This window comes from Akkermansia sp. N21116, assembly GCF_029854705.2.
In the GTDB taxonomy this organism is placed as follows: Bacteria; Verrucomicrobiota; Verrucomicrobiia; order Verrucomicrobiales; family Akkermansiaceae; genus Akkermansia.
Genome location: NZ_CP139035.1, coordinates 1,840,116 through 1,854,506 on the forward strand (window position 1 = coordinate 1,840,116; position 14,391 = coordinate 1,854,506).

At 50.8% G+C, this 14,391-nt stretch carries 11 protein-coding genes; 9 read left to right on the forward strand and 2 right to left on the reverse strand.

Going from position 1 to position 14,391, the window contains the following annotated elements; all coding sequences use genetic code 11:
* Positions 1 to 153: 153 nt before the first annotated feature.
* From prfB to pepT, 3 genes are all read left to right on the forward strand, one after another.
* Positions 154 to 1,276 (forward strand): peptide chain release factor 2 gene (gene prfB, locus QET93_RS07130; RefSeq protein WP_345783060.1). Its coding sequence is split into 2 segments (ribosomal slippage): positions 154 to 240 and positions 242 to 1,276, totalling 1,122 coding nucleotides; the frame shifts between segments, so codons are not numbered across the junction.
* A gap of 52 nt (positions 1,277 to 1,328) precedes the next feature.
* Positions 1,329 to 2,048, forward strand: a complete 720-nt coding sequence (trmD, locus tag QET93_RS07135) for a tRNA (guanosine(37)-N1)-methyltransferase TrmD (RefSeq protein WP_280126521.1) — start codon at positions 1,329 to 1,331, stop codon at positions 2,046 to 2,048.
* 69 nt (positions 2,049 to 2,117) lie between these two features.
* Positions 2,118 to 3,356, forward strand: coding sequence for a peptidase T (pepT, locus tag QET93_RS07140; protein ID WP_345786078.1), 1,239 nt, complete (start codon positions 2,118 to 2,120; stop codon positions 3,354 to 3,356).
* An 88-nt stretch (positions 3,357 to 3,444) separates the two neighbouring features.
* Here pepT and QET93_RS07145 read toward each other — a convergent pair whose 3' ends face one another.
* Positions 3,445 to 4,671 carry a saccharopine dehydrogenase family protein gene (locus QET93_RS07145; protein ID WP_280132875.1) on the reverse strand — a complete coding sequence of 409 codons (1,227 nt, stop codon included), beginning with the start codon at positions 4,669 to 4,671 and terminating at the stop codon, positions 3,445 to 3,447.
* A gap of 279 nt (positions 4,672 to 4,950) precedes the next feature.
* Between QET93_RS07145 and QET93_RS07150 the strand changes: the two genes are divergently transcribed.
* The 4 genes from QET93_RS07150 to QET93_RS07165 all read left to right on the forward strand — a co-directional run bounded on the left by QET93_RS07150 (position 4,951) and on the right by QET93_RS07165 (position 8,388).
* On the forward strand, positions 4,951 to 5,700 hold the full coding sequence (locus QET93_RS07150) for a prepilin-type N-terminal cleavage/methylation domain-containing protein (RefSeq protein ID WP_280132874.1): 750 nt from the start codon (positions 4,951 to 4,953) through the stop codon (positions 5,698 to 5,700).
* Between the two features lie 80 nt (positions 5,701 to 5,780).
* On the forward strand, positions 5,781 to 6,554 hold the full coding sequence (locus QET93_RS07155) for a prepilin-type N-terminal cleavage/methylation domain-containing protein (RefSeq protein WP_280126525.1): 774 nt from the start codon (positions 5,781 to 5,783) through the stop codon (positions 6,552 to 6,554).
* Between the two features lie 59 nt (positions 6,555 to 6,613).
* On the forward strand, positions 6,614 to 7,639 hold the full coding sequence (locus QET93_RS07160; protein WP_280126526.1) for a prepilin-type N-terminal cleavage/methylation domain-containing protein: 1,026 nt from the start codon (positions 6,614 to 6,616) through the stop codon (positions 7,637 to 7,639).
* Positions 7,640 to 7,695: 56 nt separating this feature from the next.
* Positions 7,696 to 8,388 (forward strand): hypothetical protein, encoded by a 693-nt coding sequence (locus QET93_RS07165; protein WP_280126527.1) that lies wholly within the window; start codon positions 7,696 to 7,698, stop codon positions 8,386 to 8,388.
* A gap of 134 nt (positions 8,389 to 8,522) precedes the next feature.
* Here QET93_RS07165 and QET93_RS07170 read toward each other — a convergent pair whose 3' ends face one another.
* A complete protein-coding gene (locus QET93_RS07170; protein ID WP_280132873.1) occupies positions 8,523 to 9,986 on the reverse strand; it encodes a hypothetical protein in 1,464 nt (487 codons plus the stop codon).
* 494 nt (positions 9,987 to 10,480) lie between these two features.
* Between QET93_RS07170 and QET93_RS07175 the strand changes: the two genes are divergently transcribed.
* Both QET93_RS07175 and QET93_RS07180 read left to right on the forward strand, forming a co-directional pair.
* Positions 10,481 to 13,642, forward strand: a complete 3,162-nt coding sequence (locus tag QET93_RS07175; protein WP_280132872.1) for an autotransporter outer membrane beta-barrel domain-containing protein — start codon at positions 10,481 to 10,483, stop codon at positions 13,640 to 13,642.
* 143 nt (positions 13,643 to 13,785) lie between these two features.
* Positions 13,786 to 14,322, forward strand: coding sequence for an epoxyqueuosine reductase QueH (locus tag QET93_RS07180; protein WP_280126530.1), 537 nt, complete (start codon positions 13,786 to 13,788; stop codon positions 14,320 to 14,322).
* The last annotated feature ends 69 nt before the right edge of the window (positions 14,323 to 14,391 follow it).

The following is a 14,391-nucleotide window of genomic DNA, read 5'->3' on the forward strand; positions in this document are numbered from 1 at the left end:
TTCCTGAAAGAAGATTGTCCGTTTTTTGAGATGCCGGACGGAGGACTGGAGTTCTGCCGTCCGGCTCTTGTTTTTTTGAAGAGGATGCATCCTCACGTCATCCGGGATTTTGGGCTTTTTTCCCTGAACGGGATCGGGTAGGTTCCTCCGCGTATGGATACGACACCACACGCTGCTGATCTCTCGGCGCTCGACACGGCTGCTTTACGCAGTCGTCTTTCCGAGCTCGGGAGCTATCTTTGACTTGGATGGCATTAAACAACAGGTTGCGGAACTCGATGAAAAAATGAGCGCTCCCGATTTCTGGGATAACCCGGAAGCGGCACGGGCTCTGATGGCTCGGGTGAATCCTTTGAAAAGAAGGCTGGAAGCATTCCAGGGGCTGGAAAGCAAACTGGACGACGTTGATGTCATGATCGAATTTGCCCATGAGGATGAAAACGATCATTCTCTGACGGAAGAAGCCGTACGCGAATATGCGGCATGGCAGAAGGCTCTCGCCGATTTCGAACTGCTGACTTTGCTCAACGGAGAACATGACCAGGCTGGTTCCTACATCACGATCCATGCCGGGGCGGGTGGTACCGAAGCCTGCGACTGGGCCAGTATGTTGCTCCGTATGTATATGCGCTGGTGTGAACGCAGGGGGTATGAAGTTACTGTGATGGAAAGTACGGATGGAGACGATGCCGGTATCCGTTCCGTCACTCTGAAAATCGATGGAGACTACGCGTACGGCTACTTGAAGAACGAACGAGGCATTCACCGTCTGGTACGTATTTCCCCGTTCGACTCTGCCGGTAAGCGTCACACTTCATTTGCATCGCTGGATGCTACCCCGATTGTTGACGACACGGTCAACATTGAAATTCTTGACCGCGACATCAAGCTGGATACTTACCGTTCCGGCGGCAAGGGTGGTCAGAATGTCAATAAGGTGGAAACCGCCGTTCGCATTACGCACATTCCGACGGGCATTATCGTTGCCTGCCAGAACGAACGCAGCCAGCTTCGCAATAGGGAAGAAGCCATGAACATGTTGAAGGCCAAACTGATTCAGCTGGAGGAAGATCGCAAGCGTTCCGAAGCCGACCGCCAGTACAGCGAGAAGGGCGACATTGCCTGGGGAAACCAGATCCGTTCCTACGTCTTCCAGCCCTACCAGATGGTCAAGGATTTACGCACGGGTGAGGAATCCGGCAATATTCAGGATGTGATGGACGGCAATCTCGACCCCTTCATCGAGGCGATGCTGCGCGGTCAGAAACGCGGTTAATTCTTCCTGGGCAACCAACGATTCAAATATTAACCAATCATCCTTTTCCGCCGTGGCTGAACCATCTCTTCAAATCGATGTGCTGACCCTGTTTCCCGAGATGGTGGAAGCGCCTCTTGGTGAGAGTATTCTGGGCCGAGCCCGGCAGAAAGGGCTGATTGAGATCCAGGCGCACAATATCCGCGACTGGACGACCGACAAGCACCGCAAGACGGACGATTACCTGTGTGGCGGAGGGCAGGGCATGCTGATGAAGCCCGAACCGATTTTCGCCGCTGTTGAAGCATTGCGTCGCGCGAACACGCGTGTGGTGCTGATGACGCCGCAGGGCAGGGTGTTCAACCAGGGAATTGCCCGAGAGCTTTCCGTGGAGGGAGGTCACTTGATTATTCTTTGTGGTCATTACGAAGGAGTCGATCATCGGGTGGTCGAGCAACTGGTGGACATTGAGCTTTCTATCGGCGATTATATTTTAACCAATGGCGCTATTGCTGCTGTGATCGTTATTGACGCTGTAGCGCGCCTGATACCCGGGGCTTTGGGTGATGAGCGCTCTCCCGTGGACGAGTCTTTTGCAGACGGTCTTTTGGAAGCCCCGGCTTACACCAAGCCCAATGTGTTCCGCGACATGGCTGTGCCGGATATCCTCCTGGGAGGCAACCACCCTGCCATTGAAAAATGGAAGCATGCGATGTCATTGGAGCGGACGCGTACGAATCGTCCGGATCTTTATGAGGCATGGGTGAAGAACCACGGTGGTGAGGCTAGATAGATAACCCCGGATTGCGTTACGCAGAGAAATCTTGGAATGGCCGTGGTTTTGGTGTAGGGAGGCATGGATATGAGTTCTGTTGTAAAGCGTTTTTTGAATTATGTACGGATTGATACGCAATCCGTTCCCAATGCAGGAGTGATTCCCAGTAGTGAGAAGCAGAAGAATCTCGCATTCCTGCTTGCGGATGAGTTGAAGGAACTGGGGGTTGTCACCGTTTCCGTTGATGAGTCCGGTACCGTTTATGCGTCGATTCCTGCCTCGGCGGGTATTGAGAATCTGCCCTCAATCGGATTTATAGCGCACATGGATACTTCTCCCGCCGTATCCGGCAAGGATGTCCGGGCTCGCATTGTTTCGAACTACGACGGTGGTGACATTGTGCTGAATGAAGCACAGAGGATTGTGCTTTCTCCGGTGGATTATCCGGAAATGCTCCAGTACAAGGGACAGGATTTGATTGTCACGGATGGTACGACCTTGCTGGGAGCGGACGATAAAGCGGGCATTGCCGAGATTATGACTATGGTGGAGACTCTGATGAACCGCCCGGAACTCTCTCACGGCGAAATCAAGATTGCCTTTACCCCTGATGAAGAGGTCGGGCATGGTACTGATGCTTTTGACGTAAAGCGTTTTGGTGCGGATTTTGCCTATACGGTCGATGGCGGTCAGCTGGGTGAGATCGAGTATGAAAATTTTAATGCCGCCAGTGTTAATCTAACGATTTCCGGGAAAAACATTCATCCCGGCTATGCCAAGGGCAAGATGAAAAATGCCTTGTTGATGGCGATGGAATTCCAGCAAATGCTGCCCGTGTTTGACAATCCCTCTTTTACAGAGGGTTACGAAGGCTTTTTTCATTTGGAAGCCCTGTCTGGTACGGTGGAACAGGCCCGGGCGGAGTACATCATCCGGGATCATGACCGCAATTCGTTTGAAACCCGGAAGGAATGCATCCGTTCCATTTGCTCTTATCTTAACGACAAGTATGGCGAAGGTGCGTTTACCGCGGAAATTGAGGATAGTTACTACAATATGAAGGAGAAGGTTGCCCCCTATCCCTTCCTGATGGATCATGCCAGGCAGGCTATGATAAATCTTGGCGTTGAAGCGTCCATTGTCCCTATTCGCGGCGGTACGGACGGAGCCCGGCTTTCCTTCATGGGACTTCCCTGCCCGAACCTGTGTGCCGGCGGACATAACTTCCACGGACGCTTTGAATACGTTCCCGTCCAGTCCTTGGAAAAAATTTCCGATATTCTTGTGGAAATAGTCCGTCTCTTTGGCACGGCGGGTGGTGTTTGATTCCTTTTTTAAAAGCCGTAAATACCTTGCAAAAGGGCGTATCCGGAAATCCCGGATACGCCCTTTTCCTTTGGGGTTGGTTGAATTTTTACTTGGTGACGGTGAGGGATTTTGCCTGTTCCTCCGTCAGTTCGATGCAAGTCCAGGGAAGTCCCCGGAGGTTGAGTTCCTCCATGAAGGGATCGGGATCGTTCTGTTCCATGTTGAAGACACCCTTGCCGCCCCACTTGCCCTCGAGGATCATGCGGGCTCCAATAGCGGCGGGTACTCCGGTCGTGTAGGAAATAGCCTGGGAACCGACTTCGCGGAAGCATTCCTCGTGGTCGCAGATGTTGTAAATGTAAACGGCTTTGAATTGACCGTCCTTGATACCGGTGATGACCGTGCCGATACAGGTTTTGCCGTGCGTCGTTTTGCCCAGGTCTCCCGGATTGGGGAGAACGGCCTTCAAAAACTGAAGAGGGACGATTTCCACGCCGTTGTACACGACCGGGTCGATACGGGTCATGCCGACATTCTGCAGGACCTCAAGATGCTTGAGATAGTTCGGAGAAAAGGACATCCAGAACTGAGCCCGGCGGATAGTGGGGATGTGCTTCACGAGGCTTTCCATTTCCTCATGGTACATACGGTAGATTTCGTAAGTACCGACGCCGTCCGGACAGGAGAATGTCTGGTGGAGACTCATCGGAGGGGTGGTTGTGAAATTACCGTTTTCCCAGTGGCGGCATTCGGCTGTGACTTCGCGGATATTAATCTCCGGATTGAAGTTGGTGGCAAAAGCCTGTCCATGATCTCCGCCGTTGACATCAATGATATCCAGCGTGTGGATTTCGTCGAAATGGTGTTTGAGAGCCCAAGCCGTGAAGACATTTGTTACGCCCGGATCGAAACCGGAACCGAGCAGGGCGTAAAGCCCGGCATCGCGGAAGCGATCCTGGTAGGCCCACTGCCAGGAGTATTCGAATTTGGCGACATCAAGCGGTTCATAGTTGGCCGTGTCCATGTAGTGGACACCTGCCTGGAGGCACGCTTCCATGAGGTTCAGGTCCTGATAGGGCAGGGCGACGTTGATGAGCAGCTTGGGTTTGACCGTCCGAAGAAGGGCTGTCGTTGCTTCGACATCGTCCGCATCAATGGCGTGCGTGGTGATGTCACGGCCGGTGCGAGCCTTGACGTCCTCTGCAATGGCGTCGCATTTGGCAAGAGTTCTGGATGCCAGATGGATTTCATGGAAGACGTCGGAAAGCTGGGCACATTTATTGGCGACGACATGGCCGACTCCGCCGGCTCCGATGATCAGAACGGTATTCATGTTGGATGGATAGATCAGAAATAACGGGTATGCGGGGCATCCCCCAGCCGGAGGAGTTCCTGCGAACACGCACCCAACAAAAAGGAAAATCCCGGTAATTGCAATACAAGAATTGTCGACATAGTGTCACAGAGGGAAAGGCCCCGTCTTCCCATCTTCTTCCGGAAGGACTCCGGAAAACGAATTTTCATTCTCCGGGGCCACTTTACGTAAAAAATGATTGCGGGATTGCCCTTGGATTAGTAGCATGAATGAAATCTGACCTTTTTGCTATTCCCTATGTTCTCTAAAAAAAATCTCCCCCGTTTGTCACGTTGTGGTTTTACGTTGGTGGAACTCATTGTCGTTGTGGCGATCATAGCCATTATGCTTTCTCTTGGAGGCAACATGTTAAAAAATGTCGGGCAGGGGCAGGGACTCGAAGCATCTGTTCAGATGCTGCAGGATACGGTGCGTGAAGCGCGTCTGGAAGCCATCGGCAAGACGACATGGTCGCGAGTGGTTCTTGTCAGCAATCCGGACGACGATTCTCCGAAGACGAAGAATCTGCACTATCTGATCGTCATGTACAAGGAACCGATGCGTATGACTCAGGCGACTTCCATCGACGACGGAGAATGGAAGATGTCCGGACGCGGTCGGTATTTGCCGAGCGGATTTTTTGTCAGCCCTAAATACAGTACTCTCCTGAAGACGGAGAAAAACGTCAATGATGCCATGTTCCGCAATAACAAGGAATTCAAGGATTTGACGGACAATATGCGCATTTCTAACAAGGGTAATTCAGAGATTTTTTATCTCGAATTCGATCCGCAAGGCCGTTTGACGGAGCCTGCCCGTCCGACTCGTCTGGTGGTTATCGGCGGAGCTCCGGACAAGAACGCCAGTTCCGACAACTTTGGCATTCGTCCCTATCCCGTTAATCCCAAGACCAAGCTGCCGACCTCGGCTGCCGGTATTGTGGTATGGCCCAAGGGCAACATCAGCATGTTGCGTACGCCGGAACAGATGTTTGCCGATTTCAAGTAATTATCGGATTGGACACGGTTAAAAACTGAAATTATACTACCTTGAAATTCCCGCCTCCTTCTCTCAACTATTATTTCCATATGAAGCCGAAATCACACAAAGGGTTCACTTTGACGGAAACCGTTTTAGCAATCGGTATCGTCGGGGTTTTGCTTGTCGTCTTTGTTGCCATGTTCTTTCCGGCGCGCAGGTCTGTCCAGGCTGCGCTGACCATTCAGGAATCAGACCGTATCGTCAAGACTCTGACGTCGGAACTGAATACGGTTCGTCCCGACGAGCGTGCGGCGAGCAATGTTCGTATTTCCACGCGCTACAAATACACCAGTGCGTTCGACAAGGCTTTCTATTGGATGTTGTTTACGTCCAAGCCCGAGACGACAATCCTGATTTACAATTACCGTGGGGATTTGAACAAGCCCCTCCGTGAAGACGGCACCTACCAGCCGGCTGCCAACGGCGTCGGTGTTCCCGGTTCCAATACGGTTTTGATCCCTGCTTGTACGCTTGCTTCCAATAAATTGCGTTGGGAAGACTTCCGTGCGACAGTGGGACCGGTATTTGCCGTGAGGATGACACAGCTTGTCGTCGATCAACGCGGTACCCAGTTCCAGTATATGCTGAACTCCAAGCCCGGCGTTATCAGCAATCCCTATGACTACAAGAGAGTGATCAACAAGCCGGAGGATTATGTCTATGAGCCGGGCAATAAACGCTATCCTGCCTGGGGAGCGGAAGTGATGTATTACGCCGAGTTCTTCCAGCTCAACTCTCCGTCTCCTGAACGCATGGTCGGCATGAACTGGGGACAGTTGAAGAATCCCGTGTTTTCCCGGAATCTCGTTTTCAGACGATAATGGTTGTGAAGTCATCGACGAAAAGAACGTATTAAGATTGTTTTTTGCTCCTATAACCTATGAAAAATATTATTTTCAAGAGTGTCCGCCGAGGTTTTACTTTGGTCGAACTGATGGCAGCCATGGCCATTACCAGTATCCTGATTGTGGTGATTGTTTCTCTGACGGCACGCGGGATTGATATCTGGCGCATGGTCATTCAGGATGTCCGTACGACGGGCCAGGCAAGAATGGCTATGGATACCATGATGCAGGATTTGGAATCCATGCAGGTGCGAGCCGGTAATAATTATCAGTGGCTGGATGTGCAGAGAGATGATACTCTGGGTACCAAATCTCTGAAAATGGGTCCCAAGGGAGCTCAGTTTTCCAATGCTGCTCGTTTGATTTTCTTCACGACGGCTATGGATCGCAATGCGGCCATGTTGAGTGGAGAAGCCCGGGTTTACAATTCCCGAATGGCCTCCCATCGGCAGACGGTGGGCGATGTCAACTGCGTGGCATACAAGCTGGAATACCGTGACCAGATTCTGAACCGTGATGCCGAAGAAGGGAAGGGCGTTCCCGGATTCCCCGTGTATGCCCTGTACCGTAATCTCGTGCCTGCGTACAAGACTTTTGACGATCTGCTGGGCAAGACGGATCTGTACCAAGCTTATAGGAGGTATCAGGCCGACGAAGCGAGGCCGATGAACTTCCTCGTGGAAAATATTGTCGAAATGACGTTGATTTTCGATGTTGAATACCGGGACCGCCAGGAAAGTGGTCAGCAGAACAGCACGGCTTGGATTGAAGTCCAGCCCGTACCGATCATCGCTACCGGCGTTGCCAAGAGCGGATCTTACCGCGAGCTTGAGATTTTCGGTAATCGTATCAATGCCGAAAGTGTCGGCGGTCGCAACAGCAAAATGCTTTATGGTACGGTGATCGGTGTGACGATCAATCTGACGGTTGTGACGGATGAAGGTATGGTTCTTGTGGATCAAGTGCGCCAGGGAAACCGCGCCCTTCCCAAACCGGAGGATTTCTTCCGTCGTTATACGCGTTCGTTCAGCCAGAAGGTTGAAATCCCCAAACCCAACTGATGCATTTGAGCGGAACTATATTTTCAGGTCCGGGGGAGGCTGTTAATTTGCCTCCCGTGGACCTTTTGCTTCTGTGGCGCGATCCCGTTGCCCGCACAGGGGAGGAAGCAATGGCGGCCGACGAGGTCCTGCTGGAATGGGATGAATATTCCGTCATGCGGGTCTATGAATGGAAAGAACCGACGGTGACCTACGGCTTCTTCGACAGTGAAGAAGAAGCTTCCCGTATTTTTCCAGATCCCGGACTTCATTTTGTGAGACGCTGGACGGGCGGAGGGATTGTCGATCATCGTGCCGATATTCCTTTTACCCTTGCTTTGCGTTCCTGCGACCGAGAAGGACGTCCGCAAAGTGCTGCTTTGTACCGATGGATCCACGGTGGTCTTGCACGGGTACTGAGGAGTTGCGGCGTGGAATGCGTGTTGCTTGATGGAGATGCTCCCGATGGGGGACGGGCTTGTTTTTCCAGTCCGGTGACCAGCGATTTGGTGTTGCCCGACGGTTCCAAACTTGCAGGAGGTGGCCAGAGGCGTGCCAAATGCGGTGTTTTGCATCAGGGGAGTATCCAGAATTGTACCTTGCCGGAAGGATGGGATTTGCAGTTGGCTGAGCGTCTTTCCCTGGATGTGAAGCTGTTATCCTCAATTGAACCTTTCCCTGGTTTTCAGGACAAGGTTGACGAGCTTGTCCGTACCAAATATGCCACGGAAGCATGGAGGTATGGAGGACATCGCAGGCCTCATCATTAGTATTGTCGCGTTTGGGCCGAGATAGCCAGTAAAAGGAGATTTGCATCTCAGAGAAGGCCCGTAAACACACAAGGACCGTTCCGACGTTTGTTGAGGAACGGTCCTTGTGTGTTTTGGGTGATGGATTTCCGGGATTAGTTTGTTTGGAACTGAACCTTGTCCCGGCTTACGGGCATGCCGTGTTCGCAAAACCAGGGGAAGAGGTCCTTGCCGGCAGCAATGCTCATGATGGCGACTGCATCGTCCAGAGAATAGCCGTGTTTCAGTTTGGCAGGTACATATTTGCGCTTGGCCTGGAAGTATTTGGCGAGGAAGTCGGGATTGTCCTTGCGGAGCTGCTCAAAGACCCAGAAGGATTTACCCCAATTGACGGCTCGTTGTTGTCCCGGATCCAGTTTTGGTACACTGTCCGGTCCGTTGCCGTTCAAATCGTACAATTTCATTTCGGGATCCACTGCGAGAGCAGGCTTGATAGTGTTGGCGATGCGTTTGGCTGCTTCCTCGGGATATCCCTGATCTCCCATGACGAGGTCTCCGACATAAGTGGCAATGGGTTCATTCCAATAAGGTTCCGCATGAGGGTGTACCCAGGAGTGGACATTTTCATGGGTAATAAATTCGATCATGCTATCTTCCCTTTCCGGGAAACCTCCCCAGAAGACGGCTAGTCCGATATGGCGACCATTGGAATACCCTCCTCCTCCCGTTGCGAGCAGGCCCACTTCGCTTGACATGCCGGGAGAGAGTGGAACACCCATGAATTTCTCAATACTCGGACGGCATCGGGTATCCATTTTGATCATAGCTTCTGCGCTGGGGGCCAGATAGTCGCTCCAGTGATAGACGAGTGAACCGACTTGCCGGGAATTGTCCGTACGGACAAGATCTCCTCCATCCACTTTTTGATCCAGGTTGACTTGGCGGCCTGAACCCAGCCGGACGAGAAGTCCGTTGATCCATTCATTGTTGATAGATCCTTCTTTTTTCTGAGAACGTTGGCCGAAGAGAGTGGATGATGCGGCCAGGACTTTCCCATGGCCTACTTTTTTTTCTGCCAGGACGGGAACTCCATCGGCATTGACAACGAGAGGTTGCCACTCTTCCGGCTTGCTGAATGTGAGAGTAAATCCGTTGGGTGACTCGATCTCTCCGGAAAGTCCGGAATTGGCCGTGAAACTCAGCGGTGCTTTGCCGGAGGCGCCGAATTGTACATCGAAGACGCCGGCTATGGCGTTTTGCTGTTTGCTGCCGGGGGACCCCATGATGACAAGGCCACCTCCGTTTTCGACGAATTTTTTCACGATGGCTTTGTCGTCATCGGTGTAGGGGACTTTGTCGTCACAAGCCGGGAGGATGAAGACGTTGGCATTGTCGAGTTGCAAATTTTTGAAAGATCTCCAGTTGTTGACACCGTTTTGACCGGGTTTCATGTAGTGGTGCAGAAAGGTCCCGAAACCCGTGTAGAAGGAATAGCCGTGGGTAAGGTCAACGACGACGGACAGAGGGGAAGACGATGTTCCCGTACCAGTGGTGGTAGTGCCGATTGCCGAGGTAACTGCCAGTAGGGGCAGGATGAGAGATAGAAAGAAACTTTTCATGACTCTCCTACTTACGTAAGAGGAAATGGACTTCTTTCACAATCCTTTTTTCGGAGACAGACTAAGGGAAACAGGCTATTGACACGATTTTATGTGTCGGAATGACATGTAAAATAGGGGGGATGATCGGATGGGAATCTTTCAAAAAACTGTTTAAGTAATTTTTCCATCGCCAGGAATTAAAAAATATATTTCCGGTGTATTTACGTTTTTTGATTTTTTCTGGATATGTAGATGATTCGTAAATATATTAGATCACTCGTTTTTAGTATATTATTGTAATTTCAAAAACTTGATTTTTTGTTTTATTCGTTTGCTTTGATAAGTATTATTTATATTTATTCAGACAATTTTTCACGAGTGGTTTCATATATCGAAAAAATCTTTGATTTATTATGTGAAAATTTGGTGATTTGGAATGTATGTTTTTAGTCTTGTGCGACGAAAATAAATCTGTTTCGTTCTGCCTGGAATTAATATCCATTACAAAAATCATGAGACCCATTCTTCCCCTTCAATTGCGACGCTGCCTGCTGGCGAGCTTCTTCCTGTCTTTTTCTTCCTCGGGTGCGGACTATACCATAGACGCTTCTCAAGCTTCCAACCCTGGACGGAATGTCTACCAAACACTGGCGGAATTGGTTTCCTCCGGAACCTTGTCCGCAGGAGACACAGTCATTCTGAATAATGACGACTTTTCTCTTGTGTCCGGTTTGTCTGTTCCCGTCAATTTCCGTTCGAATGATCCGGAGACGCCGCGCAAGGTAGATCTGACCGGATTGGGGAATACTCCTTTGTTTAAACTATCCCGGGGTGACTATATGATCGATATGAAATCCGTTGTCTTGACCAATGCTTCGGGCAGAGTAATTTATTGTTTAGATCAATCCTCCAGTTCCGGGACTGTTTCTCTGAAAGTTTCCGACGATGTCGCATTCAAGAATAATCACAGTTCTGGCGTGAATGAGTATGGAGGAGCGATTTCCTTGTATTCATACGTAGCTTCCAAATTGGCCGTAGGTGATAATACCACGTTCGAATCGAATTACGCTACCGGTAGCGGTGGTGCCATTAGTGTTCATTCATACGGGAGTAAGGAAGCTGTGCTGACTATGGGCAACAACGCCGTTTTTACTGGCAACTATGCCGGTAGCGGTAAAGACGGAGGAGCAATTCATGTATACGGCGCTGGCGGTTCTACCGTGAGTCTCGGGGATAATATGAAATTCGTTGGTAATTATGTTCCCAATGGTTATGGTGGATCAGGCGGTGCTATTTATGTCGTTATGCCTGACAGTACAAAATACGGTGAGAACAGCCTTTCTTTGGGTTCCAACGCTGTGTTTACCGGGAATTATGTCAATGGTCGTTACAGTTATGGGGGGGCTATTGCAATGCATTCTGCTTCTCGATCGGAAATCTCAACATTGGTCCTGGGAACCGGAGCCGTCTTTACCGGGAATTACATTTTTTCTACAGCTGGAGCCGGTTATGACAGCTACGGCTATGGGGGGGCGATTTATGCAGCGTCAGGAAGATTTGTGAATCTCATTGTTCAGGACGGAGCCGTCTTTACCGGCAATTATGCCTGGTCAAGAGGCGGAGCTATTTATCTGCAAAGCAGCAAGGAGGGGAGTACCAGTCAGTTGCTGGCACTGAGCCGGGATGTCATTTTCAGCGGTAACAAGATTGGAGGTACGTTTACCCAACACTCGGATGGTACCTTTTTCGTCGAAAACGGTATTGCCAATGCGGTTCATATAAGAGGCCAACAAGACATGCAACTTGCCGCTTCTGAAGGAAGGCAGGTTCGGTTCGATGATCCTCTCGTCACTTCTGCTGCCAGTGCGGGGTCTTATCCCAATTATACAGAGCTTGAAAATATCACCCTTTCCATTAATCAATACTCAGACACCAGCGGCTCCGCTTACCAAACAGACGGTACGGTTATTTTCAGCGGGGAACTCTATCAAGGGGACTCTTCCCATCTGGTCGCGAGCCGTTATAGTGATTTCAAGGGACAAACAACTCTCTACGGGGGGACCCTCATTTTAGAACATAACGTGGTTTTTGGTAATTCCGAGTTGCGGGACGACACATCCATGGTCCTTAAAAACGGAACCTTGGAAATCACCGGTGGCAGTACGATCAATGCTGCTTCTTTCACCGTCTCCCATGCGGACATTGTTTTGCGTCCGGGAACCAGCGCTTTCATCAATGCTAAAAACGTGGATATGTCTCAAGGCTTTGTTTTCGACATGCAGAGGCAGTTCCAAAGCTCCGCTTCCCTGGAGTTGTCTCACGGAATGTCCATCTCGGCCTCAAATTCCTTCCTGGTGGGTGGTAACATCGGCATTTTGGATAACTACGTATCCTCCGATTACTTTTATGCGGACAACTCTTGGGCGCAAGAGCGTGTCTTCGTTGTGCTGACGGATTCGGACAAGACTCGTGACGGTGATTTTTCCGGTACTTATTCCATGGCTACTGGTTCCGAGTATGTGGAGAGTCCCTATACTTATACGGGAGTTTGGAGTTATCAATGGCTGGATGCGGACGGGGACGGTTTCCCGGAACAGCTTCAGCTTGTCTGGACGCCCGACCGCGTAGATCCTCCCGATCCGGTGGACCCTCCCGGTCCGGTAGATCCGGTGGAGCCTGTAGATCCAACTCCTCCCGTTCCTCCAACACCTGGCATTCGGGACATTTTGCCCGAATTGGCGGGAGGACTCGCAATGAACTCCATGTGGTCTTCCGCCTCCAACGTCCTCGGTATGTCGGGAGCTGCTCTTGAGGGCCTGGATACGCTGAGATTCACTACGGGGCCGGAAAACAACTATTGGATCAAGGGGGTGGGAGATTTTCTTTACCATGCCTCCGAAGGTGTCCGGGACGGATTCGACTACAACGGCGGAGGATATGCCGTGGGGGCGGATCGCAGAGTAGCGAAGAATACGATTCTTGGCCTGGGGTTCGGCGATCTCTATGGTAGAATGTACAGCCGTAGCTTTGTGGGTGACATCGGCCAGCAAACCGAAATCGCCATGCTTTATGGAGGATGGAACAAAAACCTCGACAGGAACAATACTCTCATCGTGACGGGTTCCGTAGGCTATGGCTGGACGGACAACAGAATGAATTCTTTCCATACCGGCGGATGGTCTCACGGAAAATGGACTAACCGTACTTTGGGCGCTACCCTCAATGGGAAATGGAGCCGTCGGGTGAGTGAAGCTGTGTCGATGGATTTCATACTCGGACTGGAATACACGGACGTGACGCAGGAGTCTTTTACGGAAACGGGGTGGGATGCTCGCCGTTTTGAAAAAGGACATTTGAAGAATTTGTCCATGCCTGTAGGAGTGGGTATGACCTGTCGTAGCGAGCTGATGGGAAGGGAGTGGCTTAACAGCGTGGCGGTGAGTTACCTGCCCGATGTGTACCGGGAAAATCCGAGTGCATCTGCAGAACGTCTGCTCAACGGCTATCACTGGGAAGCAAAAGGTGCGACTCCCTCCCGAAACGCCGTGAGGGTGAATGTGTCCAGTGCTCTCCAGTTGAATGATCGTTGGAGGGTGTACGCAGGTTATGAGTTTGAAGGAAGGAACAAGGCCGTGGCACACCGGTTTAACGCAGGGGTGAGTTTCTCCTATTGACGAGAGATTGAAAAGCTTCCCTTTTCCTCTTTTGTAGAGGGGAAGGGAAGCTTTACGTATTTGTTTTCCGGTTATGTCCCATGATCCTATATGTCTTTTTGTATGGCATTGGGCATTGTTGTTCTCTATAAGAGAGGTCAGGTATGAGTGTTCTTCTTCATATTTGCTGCGCCCCCTGTTCCATTTCCTGTATTGAGTTGCTGAGAGGGGAGGGAATCGAACCGACTGGATTCTGGTTTAATCCGAATATTCACCCTTATAAGGAATACCAGGCCAGGAAGGATACTCTGGTCGAATATGCGGGGGAGATCGGGTTGGAACTGATTACAAGGGATGAGTACGGACTGAGACCGTTTATCCGGGCAATTTATCCATCGCTGGAGAATCGTTGCGGAACGTGTTACCGGATGCGTTTTGAAGCAACGGCTCGTTTTGCTGCCGAAAACGGTTTCGACGGGTTTTCTTCGACTTTGTTCGTAAGTCCGTACCAGAATCATGAATTGCTGCGTGAAACGGCCGAAAAGGCTGCGGAACAATTCGGTGTCCATTTTGTCTACCGTGATTTTCGTCCCGGTTTCAGGGAAGGACAGCAAAAGGCCAGAGCCCTTCAATTATATATGCAAAAATATTGCGGATGCGTGTTTAGTGAGGAGGAACGTTACCTGCAACGGAAGAAGTAACGTTCCCTATTGTCTATCATGCTCCGGATTTTGTCCGTCCCTTGGTCAATTAACCGGCGTTGCCGGCTT